Below are 20,851 nucleotides of genomic sequence, written 5' to 3' on the forward strand. Positions count from 1 at the left end.
AGGCCTTATCGGATTCCGGCGGAATCAGATCGGAAACACCATCGCCTAATCCACCGGCGAATTGTACTCGCGAAATGCGGTCGCCAGCATTTGCAGCGCGTCACGCGCCCGCGGCGCCAGATTGTGCGAATGCAGGACCACTTCGGAGGGGTCAAGCGACGGCAGGCCGAGCTTGCGGCCAACCTCGATCAGGCCGGGCGGAGCGACGCAGTGAGCCAGCGCCGAAACGGCAAAGCCCGCCGATATCGCAATGTTGACGGCCGCGCCGCCGCCGCCGACGAAGGCCTCCTCCCAGGCGATGCCTGCTTTGTCCAGCGCCTCGAGCGCCCGCACACGATCCGGACAGTTGCACACGGTGCTTAAGAGCGCGAGGCGCAACGGCGTTCCGCGCTGCCACTCGAAGGAAGGTGCGGCGAACCAGCCATAGTGGTTGCGCGACAAGGTCCGGCCAGGACGGCTGTCGCCTTCGCGGTGCACGATGACTGCGTCGAGCTCGCCGTGATCGAAAGCTTCCTTGAGCACCGTGCTGGTGTCGATCCTCAAACTGAGCGTCAGCGATGGATCGTGCGCATGGAGCTGGGCAATCAGAATGGACAGCGCCGGACCGGCGGCATGATCGACAAAGCCGAGCGCAAGCCGGCACGGTGCTGACGCAAACTCCGCCATGGCGCGCTCGTGCGCGGCAAGGAAGTCACGCGCGGCGGGGAGGAAGACGGCGCCTCGTGCCGACAGGCTGACGCGGCGCGGCGTTCTTTCGATCAATCGCGCGCCGAGCTTCTCCTCAAGGCGGCGCAGCTTGACGCTGATCGTCGCCTGCGTGCTGCCCAGCGCCGATGCCGCCTGGGTGAAGCTCTGCAGATCGGCCACCATCACAAAGGTTCGTACGGCGTCCACATCAAGACTGGTCATCGCAGCACTCCATTGGCCAACTATTCGATTTTGTCATTTCTGATATAGCCGAGCATAGTCTTTTTTCATGGTCAAGTCTCCTCTATGTCAAACTGGTCGCGGTTTGAAGAGCGCCTCATACTCGGATGGAAAGAGATCGATATGCCAATTCAACGAAACACCATCGCGCTCACCGGCGTGTGCTTGGCGTCGCTCTTGTTCGGGCTCGAAATCTCCAGCGTGCCGATGATCCTGCCGAAACTCGAAAGCGTGCTCGCCGCCGATTTCAAAGACCTGCAATGGATCATGAACGCCTACACCATTGCCTGCACCACGGTGCTGATGGCGACGGGGACATTGGCCGACCGTTTCGGCCGCAAGAGCGTGATGGTGATCACCACCGTCGCCTTCGGCCTCGCCTCGCTGCTGTGCGGCCTGGCTCCGAGTGCGGCGCTGCTGATCGCCGCCCGCTTCCTGCAAGGCCTCGCCGGCGGCGCGATGCTGACCTGCAGCGTCGCCGTGCTGTCGCATCAGTTCCAGGACGGCCGCGAACGCGGCAAGGCTTTTGTTGCCTGGAGCGTCGTCTCAGGCATCGGGCTTGGTTTCGGTCCCGCCATCGGTGGCTTGATCGTGGCGCTGTCGAACTGGCAATGGGTGTTCCTCATCCACGTGCCGCTGGCGCTCCTGGCGCTCGCCTTTATCGGCGCCGGTGTCACGCAATCGCGCGATCACAACGCCCAGAAGCTCGACTGGGCCGGCATGCTGACGCTGTCGGCGGCGGTGTTCGGCTTCTCCTATCTGATTACGCAGGGTGCGGATCTCGGGACCAGCGCCCGCATCGGCGTGATATCAGCCTCCGTGGCTGCGTTCATCGCTTTCCTTGTGGCCGAGAGGGTCAATCCCTATCCGATGTTCGATTTCTCCGTGTTCCGCATCCGCCAGTTTTCCGGCGCGATCATGGGCGCCATCGGCATGAATTTCAGCTACTGGCCGTTCATCATCTATCTGCCGATCTATTATTCCGGCGTTCTCGGCTACGACAGCACGACGACCGGCCTGCTATTGCTCGTCTACACGCTGCCCTTCATGGTGATGCCGCCGATCGCCGAGCGCATTCGCGCGCGCTATCAGGCACGAATTGCCATCCCGCTCGGTCTGCTGACGCTAGGGATCGGTTTCATCGCCATGTGGATCGGCTCCAGGCTCGAGGGCGCCACCTGGCTGACCATGCTGCCGGGCACGCTGATTGCCGGCATCGGCATCGGTCTCACCAATTCGCCGACCACAAACACCACGACCGGCGCGGTATCGCCGGATCGCGCCGGCATGGCGTCCGGCATCGACATCAGCGCACGCCTGATCACGCTTGCCATCAACATCGCGGTGCTCGGCCTGCTGCTGACGCAAGGTATCGTTTCCCACCTGCGGGCCACACTCGGCGCGGCTTTGGAGCCGGATGAGTTGCGGGCACTGGCGGAAAGGGTCGCCACCGGCAATCTGGAGGGCCTTGCGCAGGGGACGCCGAAGCTCGCAGCCCTCGACCCATCCGGCGCCATCGTGCATGCCGCCCTGGTCAACGGTTTCGGCTGGGTCATGCTCTATTGCGGGATCGGCGTTCTCGCCCTGTCGGTCATCGGCTTCGCCATCTTCGGGCCGAAGCGCGTCGCGCCGCAGGAGACAGGGCTTGCGGCGGCCGAGTGATCGGCCGAAGCCCGCTCATAGCGCTCAGCCCGCCCGACGATCCTTATCCCTGCCGCCTGGCCATGAAAGCAAGGCGCTCAAACAGATGCACGTCCTGCTCGTTCTTCAGCAGCGCGCCGTGCAGTTTCGGCAGCGCGTTCCTGGGGTCGGCGCGCAGATCCTCGGGTGCGATGTCGTCGGCGACCAGCAGGCGGATCCAGTCGAGCGCCTCGGAGGTCGACGGCTTCTTCTTCAACCCCTGCACGTCGCGGATCTCGTAGAACTGGGTCAGGGCAGCACGCACCAAATTCTGCTTTATGCCGGGATAGTGCACGTCGACGATTTTGTGCAGCGTGTCGACATCGGGAAAGCGGATGTAGTGGAAGAAGCACCGGCGCAGGAAGGCGTCGGGCAGTTCCTTCTCATTGTTGGAAGTGATGATGACGATGGGGCGCACAGCGGCGCGGATCGTTTCGCCGGTTTCGTAGACGAAGAACTCCATCCGGTCGAGTTCCTGCAGCAGGTCGTTGGGGAATTCGATATCGGCCTTGTCGATCTCGTCGATCAACAGCACGACCTTCTTACCGGCCGCGAAGGCGTGCCAGAGCTTGCCGCGCTTGATGTAGTTTTTGATGTCGTTGAACCTGGCATCGCCGAGCTGGCTGTCGCGCAGCCGCGAGACAGCATCATATTCATACAGTCCCTGCTGCGCACGGGTGGTCGACTTGACGTGCCATTCGATCAGGTCGAGGCCGAGCGCCGATGCCACCTGGCGGGCAAGCTCGGTCTTGCCGGTGCCCGGCTCGCCCTTGACCAGCAACGGCCGCTCCAGCGCGATCGCGGCGTTCACCGCCACCATCAGATCCTTGTCGGCGACATAGGCCGCCGTGCCTTCGAAACGCATACTTGCTCCTCGGTTGGTCAGCGCGAGCGTAAGGACGCTGCTTGACCTGTGCAAGGGCGAGCCGGCTGCGACCAAAGCGTGTGAGATCGAAATCGAAACATCGGCTCATGTCACTAGCGCTTGACCGACCAGCCGCCTATATTGGGCTTGGCGGTCTGCGCTTCCCGGCAGGAGAACATTTTCCCCGGGGCCTTAACGATCCTTAGGGAGCTGTCCCTGGGAAGACCCGTGGGTTTTCTCATACGGCGCCCACCTACTTTGTAGGTTCCCGGGATCGCTCTCTCCACCGGTTGTGTGGATCGTCACTTACCTCTATCCGCCCAGTTTGGCGGATGATGTGGTAGAAAACGTCGCTCATGAAACGTCACCCAGATCCGACCTTTTCTATCGGCCGCGCATGACATCTCCCAAAGACCTGAAAAAGCAGTTGCGCCTCGAGGCACTCGGCCGTCGCGATGCGCTCGATCCGCTGTGGCGGGTGGAGATCGCGCTTGAAATGGCCGAGACGGCGCGCGACCACCTCGCCATCGAGCCGGGTCAGATCGTTTCAGCTTTCTGGCCGATGCGATCGGAAGTCGACGTCAGGCCGCTGATGTTCGCCTTGCGCGAGAACGGGGCCAGGCTTTGCCTGCCGGCCATCCTCGACAAGACCACCATCGTCTTTCGCGAACTGGTGCGCGGCGCGCCGATGGTCGAGATGGGTTTTGGCACGGTCGGTCCGCATGCGGAGGCCGAGGTTCTCGATCCCGCGGTGATGCTGGTGCCGCTCGCGGCCTTCGACAGCCGCGGTCATCGCATCGGGTATGGCGCCGGCTATTACGACCGCGCCATCGCCAGGCTGATCGACAAGGGCCAGCCGCCACGACTGATCGGCATCGCTTTCGATTGCCAGGAGGTGGGTCTGGTGCCGGATGAGGCGCACGACGTCATCATCCCGGAAATACTGACCGAGAGCGGTTTGCGCCGCTTCGACATCGCTTAAAAGACCGCGATCCCGCTTAACGCGTTTCCAAGACGTGCCGGATAGTATTCCGGCAACACAGTCCGAGCCGATGGCGGCCATCATGTTTGTCTTCGCACGCTTCCTGCTGATGCCGTTCGTCCTCATCGCGGTAACGCTGTTCGCGATGGCATTGCACATTTCCGGAACGGCCCTGCACCACCAGTTCGCCTGGCATCAGACGGTTGCCACAGTGACGGATGTCAGTTCCTACAGCGAAGCCCAGGGTAATGGCCTCACCGCGAAAGGCATCAACGTCGCTGTCACCTATGTCGCGAACGATGCACCGATGACGTGGTCCGGCAAGGGAAAGGACATCGGCCTCTACACGGCGTCCAAGGCGACGCGGTGAAGTTGTATTACAACCCTGCCAATCCATCTATCCTCGATACCGCGGCGATGAAGGGCTGGCGCGGCGGGCTGTTGCTCCTGGCCGCTACTGGTGGGTTCACTGGTTTCTACGTCTGGTTCTTCTGGCTGCGCGGACGCGCCGCACCGCCGGCGTCACCAATGATGCCTTCGGCAGTTCGCGTCGCGGGCGCGAGCGCAAAGCCGTCTCAACAGCAGCGTGGTACTTTCGGCCGGCGTTAGCGCCAATCGCCCGGGTAGCGCTTGCCTAGCGTCCGTGCCTCTGGATAGAAGTGGGGATGAGACTTCTCTTCCTCGGCGACATGGTGGGCAAATCGGGACGTACGGCGGTGTGGGAACAACTGCCCGGCCTGATCTCGGATTTCAAACTCGACTTCGTCATCGTCAATGGCGAGAACGCCGCCGGCGGCTTCGGCATCACCGAAGACATTTTTCGCGACACCATCGCCGCCGGTGCCGATGTCGTCACCACCGGCAACCATGTCTGGGACCAGCGCGACGCACTGGTCTTCGCGCCGCGCGAGGAGCGCTTCTTGCGCCCGTCCAACTTCCCCAAGGGCACGCCGGGGCGCGGTTCCGGCGTCTATATCGCCAAAAACGGCGCGCGCGTGCTGGTCGCCAACATCATGGGCCGGGTGTTCATGCATCCCGAGCTCGACGATCCGTTCCAGGCCGGCGAGCGCGAGCTGGCCGCCTGTCCGCTGGGCGAGCAGGCCGATGCCGTGGTCATCGACTTCCATGCCGAAGCGACCTCGGAGAAAATGTGCTTCGCGCATTTCGTCGACGGCCGCGCCAGCCTCGTCATCGGCACCCATACGCACCAGCCGACGGCCGACCACCAGATCCTCAACGGCGGCACCGGCTACATGTCCGATGCCGGCATGTGCGGCGACTATGATTCCTCGCTCGGCATGGACAAGGAAGAGCCGCTCAACCGCTTCCTGTCGAAAGTGCCGAAAGGCCGCTTCGAGGCGGCGACCGGACCGGCGACATTGTGCGGCGTCGGCGTCACTATTTCCGACCGCACCGGCCTGACCGAGAAGATCGCGCCTTTTCGTCGCGGGCCGCGGCTCGAAGAAACCGCGCCATCCTTCTGGTCTTGACATTGATATAGTCGAGTAAAGTACCTAACTGGCGACGAAACTGCTCTAGATCGTTAAAGAGGGGACGACCTCCATGCAGCTGATCGAGTTCTTTGCGCCGCATTTTCAATTTGTTTCCGATCCAACCGCGTGGGTCGCGTTGCTGACGCTGATCGTCCTCGAGGTCGTGCTCGGCATCGACAATCTGATCTTCATCTCGATCCTGACCAACAAATTGCCTGAGGCGCAGCGCGCCCGCGCCCGCCGTCTCGGCATCTCGGCGGCGCTGATCATGCGGCTGGTGCTGCTCGCAACCATCTCCATCATCGTGCAGCTGACGACGCCGGTGTTCACAGCGTTCGGCCATGGCTTTTCCTGGCGCGACCTGATCCTGATTGCCGGCGGCCTGTTCCTGGTCTGGAAGGCGACCAAGGAAATCCACCACACCGTCGATCCCGACGACCACAAGGATACGATGATGGGCGAGACGCTGCAGATCTCGCTTGCCGGCGCCATCTTCCAGATCCTGCTGCTCGATCTCGTCTTTTCGATCGANGGGCGAGACGCTGCAGATCTCGCTTGCCGGCGCCATCTTCCAGATCCTGCTGCTCGATCTCGTCTTTTCGATCGATTCGATCATCACCGCCGTCGGCATGACCGACGAGATTGCCATCATGTACATCGCCGTGATCGTGGCGGTGAGCGTGATGATGCTGGCGGCCGGGCCGCTGGCCAATTTCATCGCCAAGAACCCGAGCATCGTCATGCTGGCGCTGGGCTTCCTGCTGATGATCGGCATGACGCTGATCGCCGACGGCATGGGCTATCATGTGCCGAAGGGCTACATCTACGCCGCGATGGGCTTTTCCGCCCTGGTCGAGGGCCTCAACATGCTGGCGCGGCGAAGGAAGAAATCCAGCGGTGGGCATTGAGGCTGGGCGATCGGGGCGATCCTAGCGCCCCGGCACGCCCTTCGGATAACGGTCGCCGATCAGGCCAAGCGACAGGCCCTGTTCCAGCCATGCCTTTGCGCCGGCAAGAACGAGTGCGAAGCCGTCGGTCGAGCCGACCGCCTGCTTGACCTGCTCGTCGGCGGTGCCGGCGAAGCCGAAATTGCTGACCTCAAGAAAGGTCGCACCGTCAGGCGTTTCGGCGCCGGGCATCTCCGTGAATGTCCAGACCACAGTGGTCGGCGGATCGCTCCATTGCATGACGATCTTCTTGTTCTCGACGATCTCGCTGACATTGACCATCGCCGAGGCCCCGTACATGCGCCACTCCCAGCGAACCTCTTTGCGGCTATCCAGCCGGCCGCTACTGTGGGTAAACCAGAATTTCGTGGTGATGGCCGGGTCGACGATCGCCTCGAAGACCTCGGCGACCGGCCGCCTGATCAGCATGCCGGCTTCGGCAGTCGGCGTTTTGTGAATTTCCATCGATGCTCCTTTCCTTGTCCGGTTTGCGCTCACCAGGCGTAAGGCTCGCGCACCATGTGAACGATGCTGGCCGGGTTGGCGATCCAGAAGCCGCGAAAGCTTTCGCCCAGGGGCTCGACCGCGTCGCAACGGACGACGCCGGCCTTGGCGAGATGATCCGCAATGGCTGCAGAATTGTCGGTGAAAAGCTCAAGCCAGACTTCGGCCTGGCTCAGCATCGGCGCCTCGTCGATCCACAGACGGTTTGGGCCAAGCTCGAAGCCGATGGCCGGCGTCTTGGCGGTGAATGGATTCAAGCCGACGACGTCGCGATAGAAGGCGATCGTCGCCTCGTACTGATGTGACGGGACTTTCATGGCGATGTTGATTCCACCTGTCATTTTCGCGGTTATTGCGGGCTCCGTTGCGCTGTTCATCTGTTTGTCTCGTTGGCCGGCTCGCCCCTCATCTCGCCGCGGTAGTAGCCGTCGCGCAGATTGATGCCGTATTCGACATAGGCCTTCATGCAGGCCAGCATCTGCGACCAGCCCTCGCAATTGAGGTAGGATTTCTGCAGGCCGACCACGCCTTCCGGCCAGCCGGATTCAGCAATGGTCACAAGGGTGCCGCCATCGTCCAGCGGCTCGAAGTTCATCACGATGCGTGTCTTGTAGGCCGGCCTGTCGTCGGCATCTGTGGCATCCCAGCGCAACACGATGCGGCTGTCCTTGACCACTTCATCGACCTCGACCGGCACTTTTCCCCACCAGACGACACCGATGCCGGCTTCCAGCGGGGCGCTGGCGCCGCCGATGGTGGTGAAATAGCCGCTGAGCTTCACCGGATTGACGACTGCGTCGAAGACTTCTGCGACCGGTTTGCCGATGCGCCCGGAAACTCTGAATCCAAGAGACATATCCACAGCTCCTTCCTTGATTGGCTCGACGATATGTTATAGAAACATAACATGTCAAGCCAAACTGCGGACGATCACGTTTTCAAGGCGTTGGCGCATCCGCGCCGTCGCGAATTGCTGGATCGGCTGAAGGATGCGCCGCAGACGACCGGCATGTTGTGCGAGGCGTTTCCCGACATCGATCGCTGCACCGTCATGCTGCATCTCAAGGTGCTGGAAGAAGCCGAACTGGTGGTGGCAAAGCGCGAAGGGCGCGAGCGCTGGAACCATCTCAACGCGTTGCCGATCAAGCACATCCACGACCGCTGGATCAGCCAGTATGCCGGCCATGCGCTCAGCATTATCGACCGGCTGAAGTCCGATCTGGAGGGCTGAACCGGCGCGGCTGGACGAATTGAGCCGATTTATCTATAAGCCGGCCATTCCGACAGAGAACGCCGTGCATCCATCGCGTTGCACCTTGGACGGCTCTGAGAATTTGAATTCGAGTACCCAGGAGGACGAGGTGAGACCACCTCGCTCGGGATGCTCTAGCCGAAGACGACAGGGGTGCCATGGCTGGCCATTCACAGTTCAAGAACATCATGCACCGCAAGGGCCGGCAGGACGCGGTGCGGTCAAAAATGTTTTCCAAGCTGGCGCGCGAAATCACCGTCGCCGCCAAGAGCGGGACGCCCGACCCATCGATGAACCCGCGTTTGCGCCTGGCCATCCAGAACGCCAAGGCGGTGTCGATGCCGAAGGACAACATCCAGCGCGCCATCAACAAGGCGTCAATGGGCGATGCCGAGAATTACGAAGCGGTGCGCTATGAAGGCTATGGGCCGGGCGGCGTGGCGCTGATCGTCGAGGCGCTGACCGACAACCGCAACCGCTCGGCCTCGAATGTGCGCGCCGCCTTCACCAAAGCCGGCGGTGCGCTTGGTGAAACCGGCTCGGTGTCGTTCATGTGGAACCGCGCCGGCGAGATTTACTATCCGGCCTCCGCCGGCAGCGCCGACAAGGTGATGGACGCGGCGATCGAGGCCGGCGCCGATGACGTCGAGTCCGACGAGGAAGGCCACACCATCTACTGTGCGTTCGAGAGTATGGGCGAAGTGTCTAAGGCGCTGGAAGCCTCGCTTGGCGAGGCCGAATCGGTGAAGCCGATCTGGCAGCCGCAGAACAATGTCCCGGTCGACGAAGAGCGGGCGCAATCGCTGATGAAACTGGTGGCAACGCTCGAGGACGATGACGACGTGCAGAGCGTCTACGCCAATTTCGAGGTTGACGACGAGACCATGGCCAAGCTCAGCGCGGCGTAGGTCCGTGCAATACAGTCGGATGCGAATATTGCTGTCTGACGGCGGCCTGCCTATAGATTAGTCAGTTATCACGGGGGGCCGATGACCGACTATAAAGAGGCAAGTTTTGCCGATGCGGTGGCCTGGCCTCGCCGGCCCGGCATATGGCGACGGTTTCTCGCTGCACTCATCGACTACCTTGTAATCCTGATCGCCCTCTATTTGCTCGTAGGGGCTCTATTTCTGCTGACCAACGGTGGCGTAAAAGGCAGCTTTTGGCTGAACTGGAAACTATGCCAGGAGGGTACGGTTCACGGTGCCCCGACACTTGCCCGTTATGATTGGCAGGTGTGTAGAACATCAGTACTCGGTTTGCCGGTCGCCATATGGAGCGTGGGTACGGCGCCGGGCTCAAAGCCTGGAGAAACCTCCTCCATCTCGATCGATCTGGATTCGCAAGGGAATTTCAGGCCTGCAGCATTGGACCTGGGTTTCCTCGAGCTGATCGCTCTGGCGTCTTATCTCCTCATTATGGAGTTGAAGTCCGGCCAATCAATCGGCAAGCGGCTCACGGAGCTCACTGTACATGATGAGGACGACAGACATAGGGTCGGCCTGCCGGCGAGAAAGGCTGTTCGGCGGCAACTTATCAAGTTTCTCGGCGCATTACCGATCGTCCTGACGGGAAGCTGGTATGCTTTTCAGGCTTGGGGCACCGCTCCCGGTGGCGTGCAGGATTACTCCAGCCTGGAAATAGTGGTTGCATCCGCTGCCCTCGTTTTGGTGCTCATCTGGCCGGTCTGGATTGCGATATCCATAGCTCTGGGCGACGACCCGATACACGATCGATTCGCAAATACCACGGTGCGCATACAGGAGGCCCAGACATGAGTGTGCCGGAGAGGCCCCGCGTGGTCATCACCTATTGCACGCAGTGCCAGTGGCTGTTGCGGGCCGGCTGGATGGCGCAGGAACTGCTCTCCACCTTCGGCACGGATCTTGGTGAAGTGACGCTGGTGCCGGGCACAGGCGGCATCTTCACCGTTTCCTGCAACGATGTGCTGGTCTGGGACCGCAAGCGCGACGGCGGCTTTCCCGATGCCGCCAAGCTCAAGCAGCTGGTGCGCGACGTCATCGATCCGGGCCGCGATCTCGGTCATTCCGACCGCAAGGGTCACTCGCAAAAGGACCCCGCTTGAGGCGAGGTCCTTGCGTTTGCGAAGTGTCATTTTTCAGAGCAATGCGAACATGAAGCAGGCCATCGACACGATGGCGGTGATGGTGCGGATGTGGTTCCACATCACCCATTGATTCAGATGGTTCGCCCACACGGCTGCGCCATTGGCGCTGGCCGGGTCGACGGCGGCGAGCGCATCGTTGAGCGGCACATTGAAGACCATGGTCACGATCGGGTTGCCGATCAAATAGATCACGGCGCCGGCAAGCAGCCAGTATGAGCCGGACTGGCTCCACCCCATGAGAACGGCGGCGATAAGCACCAGACAGAGCAGGCCGGTGCCGAACAGCGCCGTCATGAAGGTGGGCGTGATCACAGTGATGTTGATCGAATTCATCGCTGCGATGCCTTGGGGGACCGGCAGCCGGGCAAGCGCCGCCATGATAAAGTTGGAAAAGGCGAAGAACACGCCGCCGACGACGCCCGAGCCGATGGCGGCGATGATGGTGAGGGTGGGAAGAAGCTTGATCATCTCAGTTGCTCCAGATGCCGGTTGCAGCGGTTTCATTTGCGTAGGCGGAAAAGTCTTTCGGCGCGCGGCCGAGCACACGCTGGACGCCGTCGGTCAGCGTCTCGTTGCGGCCGTCAAGCACTTCGGTGAACAGCTCGTTGAGCAGCCAGGCGATTTCGGGCGGCAGTTCGTATGCCGCCGTCGCGGCGGTGAATTCGTCATGCGAGATCTTGATATAGGGATGTCGCGGCCGGTCGCCTTGGCGATCTCGGCAACCGCGTCGGCGAAGCTTAGCAGCCGCGGCCCGGTCAACTCATAGAGCTGGCCGACATGACCCGGTTCGGTCAGCGCAACGAAGGCAGCATCGGCGATGTCGTCGACATCGACGAAGGGCTCGCCAACAGGGCCGACAGGCAAAGCCACTTCGCCTTGCCGCAAGGACTCGACGAGAAAACCTTCGCTGAAATTCTGCGAAAACCAAGCGCAACGCAGGATGGTCCAGTCAGCGCCCGAGGCTTTGACCATCTCTTCGGCGCGCTGGGCTTCGGTCTCGCCGCGGCCGGAGAGCAGCACCATGCGGGTGACGCCATTTGCCACCGCAAGCCTGGCGAAGGCGCCGACGGTCTCGGCGGCGCCCGGCACGGCGATGTCGGGATAGTAACTGATGTAGACGGCGCCCACGCCCTGCATGGCAGGCTCCCAGGTCGCCGGAACCTCCCAGTCGAAGCGGGGGCTGCCGGAACGCGAGCCGATGCGCACGGGAATGCCCTGTGAGGTCAGCCGCTCGGCTAGGCGACGGCCGGTCTTGCCAGTGCCACCGAGGATCAGGACTGGTTTGGTGTTAGTCATTGTGGCTTTCCTTTGTTTACAAATGTGAGGAATCCTCACATTTGCAAAACGTGATAAACCCTCGTATTTTGCGAAGTCAAGTCGTTTGTTGGCAGATTTTGTCGAGGCCGGGGGCCGTCATGGAAGACACAGCAACGCCCGCATCTGCCCAGGAGCAGGTCGCATCGCCGCGACGGGCGCCCACCCAGCAGCGCAGCCGCGAGCGGGTCGAGCGCATGCTGGCCGCAGCCTCGGCGCTGATTGCCGAGCAAGGCAGCGACGCCATGCGCATGGGCGAGGTGGCGGAACGGGCCGCGGTGTCGATCGGCTCGCTCTACCAGTTCTTTCCCGACAAGCGGGCGATCGTCTGGGCGCTGGCCGAGCGCTACACCGCCGAAAGCCAGGCCTGCATCTCCTCGGCGCTCAAGGATGTCGTCGACGCCGAGGGCCTGCGGCAGGCGTTTTCGGAGCTGGTGGATATCTACTATCAGCTGTTCCTGGCCGAGCCGGTGATGCGCGACATCTGGTCGGGCACGCAGGCCGACAAGGCGCTGCGCCAGCTCGAACTCGCCGACAGCCGGGCGAATGCCGAATTCCTGACCATGGTGCTGAAGCGGCTGCATCCCGGCGCCGATCCGGTGGCGCTGGAGACCACAGCGTTTCTGGTCTGGCAGATGGGCGAGGCTGCCGTGCGGCTGGCGATCTCGGTCGACCGGCAGGAGGGCGACAGGCTGGTCGCCGCCTACAAGCGCATGGCGTTGCGGGAATTAGTCGGCGCCTGACCGGTGTCGCCCGCCTTCATTTTGTCTCGCCTGGCAACGGCATGGCCGCGAGATTTCGCTTCGACGGCCGATGCTCCAGCCGCCAAGCCTTCGGGCTCAAGCCTGTCACGCGCAGGAACTCGCGGTTGAAGTTCGATTTGCTGAGAAACCCGGCGTCGAACATGATGCGGGTGATGGGTTCGTCGCTGGCCGCCAGCAGGCGGCAGGCTTCGCCGATGCGCTGGTTGTTGACATATTGCGACACGCTCGATCCGTGGATGCGGTTGACCGCCGACGACACTTGCCGCGCCGACAGGCCGAGGCGCCTGGCGATACGGCCGAGGTTGAGGTCAACGTCCCTGTAGAGTTCTTTTGACTGCATCAGCGCGTCGACGGCCGCTGCGACCGCGGAATCCTCGCTCGTCGCCCGTGGCGTGGCTTGCGGCCCATCGTCTTCATCGTCATCCAGAGGCGCGGTTTCGCTGGCCACCGCGGCTGCACCGCCAAGCAGCAGCAGCGCCAGCACATTGCCGGCGGCAATCACCGCGCCGGAATGGGCACCGCCGGTCCATTCGAGGTCGAGGCTGATGATGATGTCGGTGACCGGCGAGGCCAGGATCGCCAGCGTCGTCACCAGCAGCGCCCGGTAGGAGCGCAAGACACCGTCCAGACGCGACTCGGCAAGGCCGTCCGGCCCGACCCGCGCAAGCCAAAGAAGGGTGACGCCATAACACAGGAAGACCAGCATGATCACGGGGCCTACCGGCTCGCGCCAGAAGATCAGCAGCAGGGCCACAAGACAGGCCGGCAACAGATGCGGCCACAGCGAAGCCAGGCGATGCCGCGAGCGTTCCCTCGCCAGACCGCTAAAAGCTATCCAGGCAAGCGGCGCGATCAATGTCGCCAACACCGCCTGGAAAGGCATGATTGCCCTGACTTCGTAGCCCCAGCGGATACCGATCAGCACCGACTGCAAGGCGTAGGCAGCCATCAGCAGCATGAAAAACATGTTTTCGCGCAGATCGGCCTCGTTTCGGCGGATCATCTGCACGAGCAGGATGACGAGCAGCAGGGCAACGACGAATGGCAAGGGAATGAAGATCATGATCGCAAGCGTGGTCCAAAGCGGCCGACGATGGACCGGGCGGCCGACAATGACCTGGATTGCGTTCACGGTCGTCCCGGATCGTGATCGAGGTCGCGAAAATCGACGTCTCGGATCATCTGGGCAACGCCGCGGTCCTTTCGCGACCGCCCACCCATGATCGGAGACAATGATGAAATCCGCAATTCTCGTCTTGCTGCCCTTTGCCGCAGTTGCCCTGGCACCGCCGGTGGCCGGTGATGCCGCAAAGACGCTCGATCTCGCCGGTGTTACCGCCATCATCATCACCGGCGAGGCAAGCTCGGTCAAGCTGACCACTTCAGGTGCAGAACCCTACCAGGCGACGATCGGCAGCCGCCGCGAGGGCTGGTTTGCCAGCTGGTATTCGTCCTGGTTCGCTAATGACTGCCGCACCGCCAGCGACATGAAGCGAGAGGCCTCGACGTTGCGCATCAATGTCGCTCCGTCGTCCTGGCTGGACCCTTCGGATTGCAGGGTCGAGATCAACGCCAACATTGCGCCCGAGAGTTCGGTGTCGATCGACCAGGCGGCCTTGCTGGCCAGTATGACGGGGAATTTCTCCAGCATCGCCATTACCGGCAAGGCGGCCGATGTTTCGCTCGAAGGGCATGCTTCACGCATCGATCTCAAGGGCGAGGCGCTGAGGGCCAATCTCGCCTATGGCAGCATCCGGAAGGACGAGACTGTCGCCATTGCCGGCAAGGCGCTGGATGCCACGCTGACCTTCGGCAGGCAGGTTCAAATCAGCTACTCGGTGACCGCGTCGGCGTCCTTCGTCGACAGTTCGCTTGCCAACACTGCCGGCGCCAAACCCTCGATCGTGATCAAAGGCGATTTCGTCCGCGCCACGATCCGCTGAACAAAAAACCCGCCACAAGGGCGGGTTCCTGATCTGCGAAAGCCGATAGGCTTAAAGGCCGAACCCTTCGAAGCGCTTCTTGAACTTCGACAGGCGGCCGCCGCGGTCGAGCAGGGTTTGCTGGCCGCCGGTCCAGGCCGGGTGCGTGGTCGGGTCGATATCGAGGTTCATCGTATCGCCTTCCTTGCCCCAGGTCGAACGGGTCGAGTATTCTGTGCCATCGGTCATGACGACCTTGATGGTGTGGTAGTCGGGATGGATATCGGCCTTCATTGTCGTGCTTCCTGGCTTGTGGCGCTACAGACGGGCCCGTGGCCTGCGTCGATGCGCCCCTTTTTAAAACTCGAAGCCGCAGCTATTGAAAAGCCACGGCTTCTAAAACGGTCGGCGAGCCTATACATCAGCCGGAATTGAATCACAAGGCCACGGCAGGCGCATATTGAACGCGCCCACCTGGAAGCGGCCAGAGGAAACGGTCATGGCGGACATCAGCGGCGAGCAAGACGGGCGCAGGCGCTCGCTCGGGCCGCTCAGGCGCTTGTATCCCTATATATTCCGCTACCGCAAACTGGTCATAGGCGCCCTCATTTCGCTCGCCATCGCCGCGGCGACGACGCTGGCGCTGCCGCTGGCCGTGCGGCGCATGATCGACCACGGTTTCAGTGCTTCCGGCACCGTCTTCATCGCCGAATATTTCGCCGCTTTGGTTGCGATGGCAGCCATTCTGGCGGCGGCGTCGGCCGGACGCTACTACTTCGTCATCACGCTCGGCGAGCGGGTCGTCGCCGACATCCGCAGCGACGTGTTTTCGCATGTCACGACGCTTTCGCCGTCCTTCTTCGACACCGCGCAATCGGGCGAGATCGTCTCGCGGCTTGCCGCCGACACGACGCAGGTGAAATCCGCCGTCGGCGCCACCGCCTCGGTGGCGCTGCGCAACGTCATCCTCGGCCTTGGCGCGGTGGCGATGATGGTCGTCACCAGCCCGAAACTGTCGGGCCTGGTGATCGCGGCCATTCCGCTCATCGTGCTGCCGCTGGTCGCGTTCGGCCGTTCGGTGAGGCGCCGGTCACGGCAGGCGCAGGACACGCTGGCGCAAGCGACCGCCTATGCCAGCGAGCAGATCGGCGCGGTGCGTACGTTGCAGGCGTTCACCAACGAGACGCTGGTCACCGGGCGGTTCTCGGCCGCGGTGGAAGCCGCCTTCCAGGCGGCGCGCTCGTCGATCTTCTCCCGCTCGCTGCTCACCTTCTTTGCCATCTTCATGATCTTTTCCTCGGTCGTGGCGGTGTTGTGGTTCGGCTCGCGTGACGTGCTTGCCGGCACGATGTCGCCCGGCACGCTCGGCCAGTTCCTGCTTTACTCCGTGTTTGCCGCAGGCGCGCTGGGCGCACTGTCGGAAGTCTGGGGCGAGCTTGCCCAGGCGGCGGGTGCGGCCGAAAGGCTGACCGAGATACTCGACGAGACGCCGGCGATTCAACCGCCGGCCAATCCGCTGCCGCTGCCCGCCAAGGCGACAGGCGCGATCAGCTTCGACGACGTCTCCTTCTCCTACCCGGCAAGGCCGGACCGTGCCGCCGTCCACGGCTTGAGTTTTCAGGTCAAGCCCGGCGAGACGGTGGCGATCGTCGGCCCGTCGGGCGCCGGAAAGAGCACCGTCTTTTCGCTGATCCTGCGCTTCTACGATCCAGAAACCGGCCGCATCGCCATTGACGGCGTCGACGTGCGCGAAGCCGATCCGGCTGAAGTGCGGGAGCGCATTGCGATCGTGCCGCAGGATGTCACCATCTTTGCGGCAAGCGCGCGCGACAATATCGGCTTTGGCCGGCCGGGCGCGACGAATGCCGAGATCGAGGCCGCCGCCGGGCACGCGCTGGCCGACGAGTTCATCCTCAGGCTCGACAAGGGCTACGACAGCCAGGTCGGCGAGCGCGGCGTCACCTTGTCCGGCGGCCAGCGTCAGCGCGTGGCGATCGCCCGCGCCATCCTGCGCGACGCGCCTATCCTGCTGCTCGACGAAGCCACGTCGGCGCTCGACGCCGAAAGCGAAACGCTGGTGCAGACGGCGCTGGAACGGCTGATGCAGGGCCGCACCACCATCGTCATCGCCCACCGGCTGGCGACCGTGCTGAAGGCCGACCGCATCCTGGTCATGGATGGCGGCCGCATCGTCGAGGAAGGCACGCACCAGAGCCTGGTCGCCAAGGGCGGCATCTATGCAAGGCTGGCCAAGCTGCAGTTCGAAACCGGAGCAAGCGCCTTCAGGGGTGCCGCGGAGTAGCAACCCGCAATCAGGCGGGACCATACCGCTTGCGGAGATGCTCGGTGAAATACCCGGCGTTGAGCTTTTCGCCGGTGGCGCGCTCAAGCAGTTCGGGCGTCGACCAGCGCGAACCCTGCGACCAGATCTTGTCGCGGCGCCAGTCATTGATGGCGGCGAAATTGCCGTTGGCAAGCTCGCTGTCGGCTGAAGGATGGTCGCGCGTCAGCGCAGCCCATTGCTGCGCCGCCATCATGGCGCCCAGCGTATAGGACGGGAAATAGCCGAAGGCGGCGCCCGGCCAATGCACGTCCTGCATCGGTCCGTCGGCTGGGTTGTCGATGGTCGAAAGGCCAAGATACTCCCGCATCTTGGCGTCCCAGGCTTCGGGCAGGTCGGCCGCCTGCAGCCGCCCCGAGACCAGCTCCTGCTCCAACTCGTAGCGCAGGATGACATGCAGCGGGTAGGTGACCTCGTCGGCGTCGACGCGGATCAGCCCGCGCTCTACCCGGTGCACATGCGGCAGGATGTCGTCCAGCGACCAGGCTTCGCCGAGATGCTTTTCGACCACGGGCAGCGCCCAGCGCCAGAATTCGGGGTTGCGGCCGACCTGTTTCTCGACGAACAGGCTCTGGCTTTCATGCACCGCCATGCCGCGCGCCTTGCCGAGCGGCCAGTGCGCCCAGGCCTTCGGTAGGTTCTGCTCGTAGAGCGCATGGCCGGTCTCGTGCAGCACGCCCATCAAAGCCGACAGGAAATCGGACGTTTTGTAGCGGGTGGTGATGCGCACGTCGCTCGGCACGCCGCCGCAGAAGGGATGGTGCGATACGGACAGAGAACCGTGGGTGAGGTCGAAGCCGACCGAAGCCATCATGGCGAGACCAAGCTCGCGCTGTTTGTCGATCGCATAGCTGCCGGAGAGCGGCTTCACGGGATGCCTGGCCAGGCGCGCTTCCTGCGCGGCCAGGGCTTCCGGCACGAAGCCCTTCAGGAATGTCTTCAGCTCGGTGAAGACCGGCGTGATGTCGGCGGCGCGGTTGCCAGGATCGTATTGCTCCATCAGCGCGTCGTAGGGATCGAGGCCGAGCGCGTCGGCGCGCAGGGCGGCTTCCTCGCGCACCAGCGCGATGACACTTTCGAGCGCCGGCAGGAAGCCTGCCCAGTCATTCTTGGCGCGCAGGTCGCGCCAGAGCTGCTCCGAGCGCATGCGCGCTACCGTCTGGCGCTCGACGAATTCGACCGGCAGGCAGGTCAGGTTGGTGTATTGGCGACGCAGTTCGCGGACCGCCGCCTGCTGCTCCTCGTTGAGCGCCTCCTGTTCGGCGGCGGCGAGCCAGTCGGCGATCTCCGGCGCCGTTGCCCTGATATGCAGCATCCCGGCCAGGGACGACATGGCTTCGGCGCGCTTCTCGCCGCCGCCGACGGCCATGTGGGTCGCCTCGTCGGCGCCGAGGATGGCGAGTGCATGTTCCAGCGCTTCGAGCTTGTGGCCGAGATCATCGAGCTTCTGAAAAGACATGACAGGTTCCGCGTTTTGGACCGCGGGAAAAGATACCAACGCGCCAGGATTGGCAACCCTCAAAGGTGGCTATGCAGCTTGCGCCGGTGAGCTGGTGCGTGGAATGCTGGCTGACGGTGGAACACCGCCATGGAGGGGAGACTAAGATGATCGGCAATATCCTGGTCGGGCTGGTGGCCCTGATCCACCTCTTTATCGTCTATCTGGAGATGGTGGCGTGGGACACACCGCGCGGGCACAGGGCGTTCAACCTCAAGCCGGACTTCGCCAGCGCATCGAAGGTGCTCGCCGCCAATCAGGGGCTCTACAACGGCTTCCTTGCCGCCGGGCTGATCTGGGGCCTCTATCTCGGCGCGGCGGGATTCCAGATCAAGGTGTTCTTCCTGCTTTGCATCGCCGTCGCCGGCCTCTATGGCGCGGCGACTGCCAGCCGGAAGATCCTCTATATTCAGACCGTGCCGGCGGTGCTGGCCCTCGCTGCGCTGTGGCTGGGCTGGTGACAAAAAAGACGCCCTCGGAGCCAGATCCGGGGGCGTCAGACAGTCCCTTCCTCATTCCTGGAGATATCAGAGCGGATCTCAGCCGTTCGGATAATTTCCGCCGTCGGAGCCATCACCGATCATGAAGCCGCTGCCGGTGTCGGACATCAGCCTCTGATCGACATTGTCGAGGCGGCGCAGCAGATCGTGATATTGCGCGGCCGGGATCCGGCCATGGTCCGAAGCGGCGACCCGTTCGGCGGCCTGGCCGATATGCGCAGCACGCAGATGCAGCCACTGCTTCCGAGGTCGAGATGCCCTTCGTCTCGCGCGCATCCGTGATGCCCTGTTCGACGCCCCGCACCTGCTCGATCAGGCCGGTCACGCGCGGACCGGTCATGTCGATCGGGTCGCTGGCGTCGAGGGCGCCCTTGTGATGTCCGGCGGCATAGGCGCCGGCGAGTGGAACAGTGATCAGAAGTGTCGTGAGGGTTGCGGTCCTGAGAGTCTTCAAAGAGCGCATGATGTGCGTCTCCTCCTGCTATGGAAGGGGCAAGCGCTTTCGCTCCGCCTTCCGGAAGCGGGCCGTCCGGTTCCGTCGCGTCGCGATGGGAGGCATCGCCGGCGGTTCTCGGCCCTGCGCGTCAAAGTAGGAGCCCGGAAACGCGAAGTGTAATTAAAGAAAGATAATGTTTTCAGGCCTTGCCGACCTGGCGTTGCGCCCTAGAGTTGAGCCGGCAAACAATTTCGCGTGACTGAAAATCACCGTTCGGTGAGCTTCAGTTCAATGCGTCGGTTCTTGTTGCGGGCGTCTTCGGTGTCGGCGGGGTCGAGCGGCTGGAATTCGCCGAAGCCGGCCGCAACCAGCCGGTTGGCGGGCACGCCGTTCTCGATCAGGAACTTGACCACCGAGGTCGAACGCGCCGTCGACAATTCCCAATTGTCGCGATAGCGGCCGGCGCCGGACAGCGGCTTGTTGTCGGTGTGGCCGTCGACGCGCAGCACCCAGTTGATCTCGGGCGGGATTTCCTTTTGCAACTCGATGATGGCATCGGCGAGCTTCTTCATCTCGACTTTGCCGGCATCGTTGATCACTTCCGACCCGGTCGGGAACAGAACTTCCGACTGGAAGACGAAGCGGTCGCCGACGATGCGGATGTTCTCGCGGTCGGCGAGGATTTCGCGCAGGCGGCCGAAGAAGTCGGAGCGATAGCGGTTCAGCTCCTGCACGCGCTGCGCCAGCGCGACGTTGAGCCGACGGCCGAGATCGGCGATCTTGGTGTTGGAATCGCGGTCGCGCGTTTCGGACACATTGAGGGCGTCCTCGAGCGCGCCGATCTGCTTGCGCAGTGCTGCGATCTGCTGGTTCAGGATCTCGACCTGGCTCAGCGCCTGCTGGCTGATCTGGCGCTGGCTGTCGAGTTCGCCGCCGAGTTCCGCGGCGCGCTGGGTGGCGGCGTCGCCGGCGCCGGCACCTTGTGCCATCAGCTGCTCGAGCCGGCTCTTCTCAGCTTCGGCGGCCGACAGCGACGCCTGCAGATTGGCCAGCGAATCGTCCTTGTCCTGCGCGCTCGAGCGCTCCAGCGCCAGCAACTGCGTCAGTTCGTTGATCTGCGAGTTGAGGCGCGTGAGCGCCGTATCCTTGCCGGAGAGTTCGCGTCCGAGCAGGAACTGCGCCAGCACGAAAACGGTGAGCAGGAACATGATGGCGAGCAGCAGCGTCGACAGCGCGTCGACGAAGCCCGGCCAATAGTCGATCCGGCGATCGGTGCGCCGGCCCCTGGCGAGAGCCAT

The 20,851-nt window shown here is 63.0% G+C and carries 24 protein-coding genes, 1 other RNA gene and 2 pseudogenes; 15 read left to right on the forward strand and 12 right to left on the reverse strand.

The features are described from left to right. Positions 1-45 precede the first annotated feature (45 nt). Positions 46-909, reverse strand: coding sequence for a LysR family transcriptional regulator (locus tag X727_RS145415; protein ID WP_023824273.1), 864 nt, complete (start codon positions 907-909; stop codon positions 46-48). 141 nt (positions 910-1,050) lie between these two features. On the opposite strand from X727_RS145415, the gene X727_RS145410 reads away from it, so the two are divergent. Further along, positions 1,051-2,589 carry an MFS transporter gene (locus X727_RS145410; protein ID WP_023834630.1) on the forward strand — a complete coding sequence of 513 codons (1,539 nt, stop codon included), beginning with the start codon at positions 1,051-1,053 and terminating at the stop codon, positions 2,587-2,589. A 43-nt stretch (positions 2,590-2,632) separates the two neighbouring features. On the opposite strand, the gene X727_RS145405 is transcribed toward X727_RS145410, so the two are convergent. Further along, on the reverse strand, positions 2,633-3,472 hold the full coding sequence (locus tag X727_RS145405) for a MoxR family ATPase (protein WP_023694573.1): 840 nt from the start codon (positions 3,470-3,472) through the stop codon (positions 2,633-2,635). A gap of 149 nt (positions 3,473-3,621) precedes the next feature. Here X727_RS145405 and ssrS point away from each other — a divergent pair. From ssrS to X727_RS01000000164885, 6 genes and pseudogenes are all read left to right on the forward strand, one after another. Beyond that, positions 3,622-3,777, forward strand: a non-coding RNA gene (gene ssrS / locus X727_RS1000000166730) — 6S RNA. A 92-nt stretch (positions 3,778-3,869) separates the two neighbouring features. Then, a complete protein-coding gene (locus X727_RS145400; RefSeq protein ID WP_023698428.1) occupies positions 3,870-4,454 on the forward strand; it encodes a 5-formyltetrahydrofolate cyclo-ligase in 585 nt (194 codons plus the stop codon). Between the two features lie 82 nt (positions 4,455-4,536). Then, positions 4,537-4,824, forward strand: a complete 288-nt coding sequence (locus X727_RS145395) for a hypothetical protein (RefSeq protein ID WP_155923591.1) — start codon at positions 4,537-4,539, stop codon at positions 4,822-4,824. After that, positions 4,821-5,063 (forward strand): hypothetical protein, encoded by a 243-nt coding sequence (locus X727_RS1000000168035; RefSeq protein ID WP_155923592.1) that lies wholly within the window; start codon positions 4,821-4,823, stop codon positions 5,061-5,063. The genes X727_RS145395 and X727_RS1000000168035 overlap by 4 nt, the downstream gene beginning before the upstream one ends. Before the next feature lie 56 nt (positions 5,064-5,119). Continuing rightward, a complete protein-coding gene (locus tag X727_RS145390) occupies positions 5,120-5,944 on the forward strand; it encodes a YmdB family metallophosphoesterase (protein WP_023668734.1) in 825 nt (274 codons plus the stop codon). 73 nt (positions 5,945-6,017) lie between these two features. Then, positions 6,018-6,855, forward strand: a pseudogene (locus X727_RS01000000164885) (TerC family protein). A 21-nt stretch (positions 6,856-6,876) separates the two neighbouring features. Here X727_RS01000000164885 and X727_RS145385 read toward each other — a convergent pair. From X727_RS145385 to X727_RS145375, 3 genes are read right to left on the reverse strand one after another with little or no spacing between them, the layout of a single operon-like run. After that, positions 6,877-7,359: an SRPBCC family protein gene (locus tag X727_RS145385; RefSeq protein WP_023698429.1), complete on the reverse strand. Its 483-nt coding sequence runs from the start codon at positions 7,357-7,359 to the stop codon at positions 6,877-6,879. A 29-nt stretch (positions 7,360-7,388) separates the two neighbouring features. Further along, positions 7,389-7,751, reverse strand: coding sequence for a glyoxalase/bleomycin resistance/dioxygenase family protein (locus tag X727_RS145380; protein WP_023668737.1), 363 nt, complete (start codon positions 7,749-7,751; stop codon positions 7,389-7,391). A 20-nt stretch (positions 7,752-7,771) separates the two neighbouring features. Then, entirely contained in the window at positions 7,772-8,254 is a 483-nt protein-coding gene (locus X727_RS145375; protein ID WP_023744975.1) for an SRPBCC domain-containing protein, read from the reverse strand. A gap of 51 nt (positions 8,255-8,305) precedes the next feature. On the opposite strand from X727_RS145375, the gene X727_RS145370 reads away from it, so the two are divergent. The 4 genes from X727_RS145370 (at position 8,306) to X727_RS145355 (ending at position 10,736) form a co-directional block, all read left to right on the forward strand. Next, complete coding sequence (locus X727_RS145370; protein WP_023744976.1) at positions 8,306-8,629, forward strand: helix-turn-helix domain-containing protein; 324 nt, start codon at positions 8,306-8,308, stop codon at positions 8,627-8,629. Between the two features lie 179 nt (positions 8,630-8,808). Next, positions 8,809-9,558, forward strand: a complete 750-nt coding sequence (locus X727_RS145365; protein ID WP_023668740.1) for a YebC/PmpR family DNA-binding transcriptional regulator — start codon at positions 8,809-8,811, stop codon at positions 9,556-9,558. Between the two features lie 81 nt (positions 9,559-9,639). After that, on the forward strand, positions 9,640-10,428 hold the full coding sequence (locus X727_RS145360; RefSeq protein WP_023700267.1) for an RDD family protein: 789 nt from the start codon (positions 9,640-9,642) through the stop codon (positions 10,426-10,428). Next, positions 10,425-10,736: a SelT/SelW/SelH family protein gene (locus X727_RS145355; protein WP_023700268.1), complete on the forward strand. Its 312-nt coding sequence runs from the start codon at positions 10,425-10,427 to the stop codon at positions 10,734-10,736. Before X727_RS145360 ends, X727_RS145355 begins: the two co-directional genes overlap by 4 nt. A 33-nt stretch (positions 10,737-10,769) precedes the next feature. On the opposite strand, the gene X727_RS145350 is transcribed toward X727_RS145355, so the two are convergent. Together X727_RS145350 and X727_RS01000000164890 are read right to left on the reverse strand one after the other, a co-directional pair. Next, positions 10,770-11,246, reverse strand: coding sequence for a DUF1772 domain-containing protein (locus X727_RS145350; RefSeq protein WP_023834632.1), 477 nt, complete (start codon positions 11,244-11,246; stop codon positions 10,770-10,772). A 1-nt stretch (position 11,247) separates the two neighbouring features. Next, positions 11,248-12,074, reverse strand: a pseudogene (locus tag X727_RS01000000164890) (NAD(P)H-binding protein). A gap of 119 nt (positions 12,075-12,193) precedes the next feature. Here X727_RS01000000164890 and X727_RS145345 point away from each other — a divergent pair. Beyond that, a complete protein-coding gene (locus X727_RS145345; protein ID WP_023668745.1) occupies positions 12,194-12,835 on the forward strand; it encodes a TetR/AcrR family transcriptional regulator in 642 nt (213 codons plus the stop codon). 16 nt (positions 12,836-12,851) lie between these two features. Here the strand turns inward: X727_RS145345 and X727_RS145340 are convergent, their stop codons facing one another. After that, the gene (locus X727_RS145340) at positions 12,852-13,988 is read right to left on the reverse strand and encodes an AraC family transcriptional regulator (protein ID WP_245274189.1); all 1,137 of its coding nucleotides are present in this window, start codon (positions 13,986-13,988) and stop codon (positions 12,852-12,854) included. Positions 13,989-14,091: 103 nt separating this feature from the next. Between X727_RS145340 and X727_RS145335 the strand changes: the two genes are divergently transcribed. Beyond that, positions 14,092-14,799, forward strand: coding sequence for a hypothetical protein (locus tag X727_RS145335; RefSeq protein ID WP_023834633.1), 708 nt, complete (start codon positions 14,092-14,094; stop codon positions 14,797-14,799). Between the two features lie 51 nt (positions 14,800-14,850). Here the strand turns inward: X727_RS145335 and rpmE are convergent, their stop codons facing one another. Beyond that, complete coding sequence (gene rpmE / locus X727_RS145330; RefSeq protein ID WP_023668748.1) at positions 14,851-15,072, reverse strand: 50S ribosomal protein L31; 222 nt, start codon at positions 15,070-15,072, stop codon at positions 14,851-14,853. Between the two features lie 205 nt (positions 15,073-15,277). On the opposite strand from rpmE, the gene X727_RS145325 reads away from it, so the two are divergent. Then, a complete protein-coding gene (locus X727_RS145325) occupies positions 15,278-17,080 on the forward strand; it encodes an ABC transporter transmembrane domain-containing protein (RefSeq protein ID WP_023834634.1) in 1,803 nt (600 codons plus the stop codon). A gap of 10 nt (positions 17,081-17,090) precedes the next feature. On the opposite strand, the gene X727_RS145320 is transcribed toward X727_RS145325, so the two are convergent. After that, positions 17,091-18,578, reverse strand: coding sequence for a carboxypeptidase M32 (locus X727_RS145320; protein ID WP_023834635.1), 1,488 nt, complete (start codon positions 18,576-18,578; stop codon positions 17,091-17,093). 146 nt (positions 18,579-18,724) lie between these two features. On the opposite strand from X727_RS145320, the gene X727_RS145315 reads away from it, so the two are divergent. After that, positions 18,725-19,078, forward strand: a complete 354-nt coding sequence (locus X727_RS145315) for a DUF1304 domain-containing protein (protein WP_023668751.1) — start codon at positions 18,725-18,727, stop codon at positions 19,076-19,078. A gap of 78 nt (positions 19,079-19,156) precedes the next feature. Here X727_RS145315 and X727_RS1000000169830 read toward each other — a convergent pair whose 3' ends face one another. Both X727_RS1000000169830 and X727_RS145310 read right to left on the reverse strand, forming a co-directional pair. Continuing rightward, positions 19,157-19,393, reverse strand: a complete 237-nt coding sequence (locus tag X727_RS1000000169830; protein ID WP_348524530.1) for a hypothetical protein — start codon at positions 19,391-19,393, stop codon at positions 19,157-19,159. Positions 19,394-19,819: 426 nt separating this feature from the next. Beyond that, positions 19,820-20,851: a peptidoglycan -binding protein gene (locus tag X727_RS145310; RefSeq protein WP_023834636.1), complete on the reverse strand. Its 1,032-nt coding sequence runs from the start codon at positions 20,849-20,851 to the stop codon at positions 19,820-19,822.

Source organism: Mesorhizobium sp. L103C105A0 (assembly GCF_000502215.1).
In the GTDB taxonomy this organism is placed as follows: Bacteria; Pseudomonadota; Alphaproteobacteria; order Rhizobiales; family Rhizobiaceae; genus Mesorhizobium.

Excerpts from the sequence above, each read along its gene's own strand:
- X727_RS145360 (WP_023700267.1), top strand. The coding sequence starts at position 9,640 with ATGACCGACTATAAAGAGGCAAGTTTTGCCGATGCGGTGGCCTGGCCT.
- X727_RS145405 (WP_023694573.1), bottom strand. The coding sequence starts at position 3,472 with ATGCGTTTCGAAGGCACGGCGGCCTATGTCGCCGACAAGGATCTGATG.
- X727_RS145345 (WP_023668745.1), top strand. The coding sequence starts at position 12,194 with ATGGAAGACACAGCAACGCCCGCATCTGCCCAGGAGCAGGTCGCATCG.
- X727_RS145390 (WP_023668734.1), top strand. The coding sequence starts at position 5,120 with ATGAGACTTCTCTTCCTCGGCGACATGGTGGGCAAATCGGGACGTACG.
- X727_RS145415 (WP_023824273.1), bottom strand. The coding sequence starts at position 909 with ATGACCAGTCTTGATGTGGACGCCGTACGAACCTTTGTGATGGTGGCC.
- X727_RS145370 (WP_023744976.1), top strand. The coding sequence starts at position 8,306 with ATGTCAAGCCAAACTGCGGACGATCACGTTTTCAAGGCGTTGGCGCAT.
- X727_RS145395 (WP_155923591.1), top strand. The coding sequence starts at position 4,537 with ATGTTTGTCTTCGCACGCTTCCTGCTGATGCCGTTCGTCCTCATCGCG.
- X727_RS145400 (WP_023698428.1), top strand. The coding sequence starts at position 3,870 with ATGACATCTCCCAAAGACCTGAAAAAGCAGTTGCGCCTCGAGGCACTC.
- X727_RS145335 (WP_023834633.1), top strand. The coding sequence starts at position 14,092 with ATGAAATCCGCAATTCTCGTCTTGCTGCCCTTTGCCGCAGTTGCCCTG.
- X727_RS145410 (WP_023834630.1), top strand. The coding sequence starts at position 1,051 with ATGCCAATTCAACGAAACACCATCGCGCTCACCGGCGTGTGCTTGGCG.
- X727_RS145355 (WP_023700268.1), top strand. The coding sequence starts at position 10,425 with ATGAGTGTGCCGGAGAGGCCCCGCGTGGTCATCACCTATTGCACGCAG.
- rpmE (WP_023668748.1), bottom strand. The coding sequence starts at position 15,072 with ATGAAGGCCGATATCCATCCCGACTACCACACCATCAAGGTCGTCATG.
- X727_RS145365 (WP_023668740.1), top strand. The coding sequence starts at position 8,809 with ATGGCTGGCCATTCACAGTTCAAGAACATCATGCACCGCAAGGGCCGG.
- X727_RS145375 (WP_023744975.1), bottom strand. The coding sequence starts at position 8,254 with ATGTCTCTTGGATTCAGAGTTTCCGGGCGCATCGGCAAACCGGTCGCA.
- X727_RS145350 (WP_023834632.1), bottom strand. The coding sequence starts at position 11,246 with ATGATCAAGCTTCTTCCCACCCTCACCATCATCGCCGCCATCGGCTCG.
- X727_RS1000000169830 (WP_348524530.1), bottom strand. The coding sequence starts at position 19,393 with ATGCGCGCGAGACGAAGGGCATCTCGACCTCGGAAGCAGTGGCTGCAT.
- X727_RS145320 (WP_023834635.1), bottom strand. The coding sequence starts at position 18,578 with ATGTCTTTTCAGAAGCTCGATGATCTCGGCCACAAGCTCGAAGCGCTG.
- X727_RS145385 (WP_023698429.1), bottom strand. The coding sequence starts at position 7,359 with ATGGAAATTCACAAAACGCCGACTGCCGAAGCCGGCATGCTGATCAGG.
- X727_RS145325 (WP_023834634.1), top strand. The coding sequence starts at position 15,278 with ATGGCGGACATCAGCGGCGAGCAAGACGGGCGCAGGCGCTCGCTCGGG.
- X727_RS145310 (WP_023834636.1), bottom strand. The coding sequence starts at position 20,851 with ATGGCTCTCGCCAGGGGCCGGCGCACCGATCGCCGGATCGACTATTGG.
- X727_RS145315 (WP_023668751.1), top strand. The coding sequence starts at position 18,725 with ATGATCGGCAATATCCTGGTCGGGCTGGTGGCCCTGATCCACCTCTTT.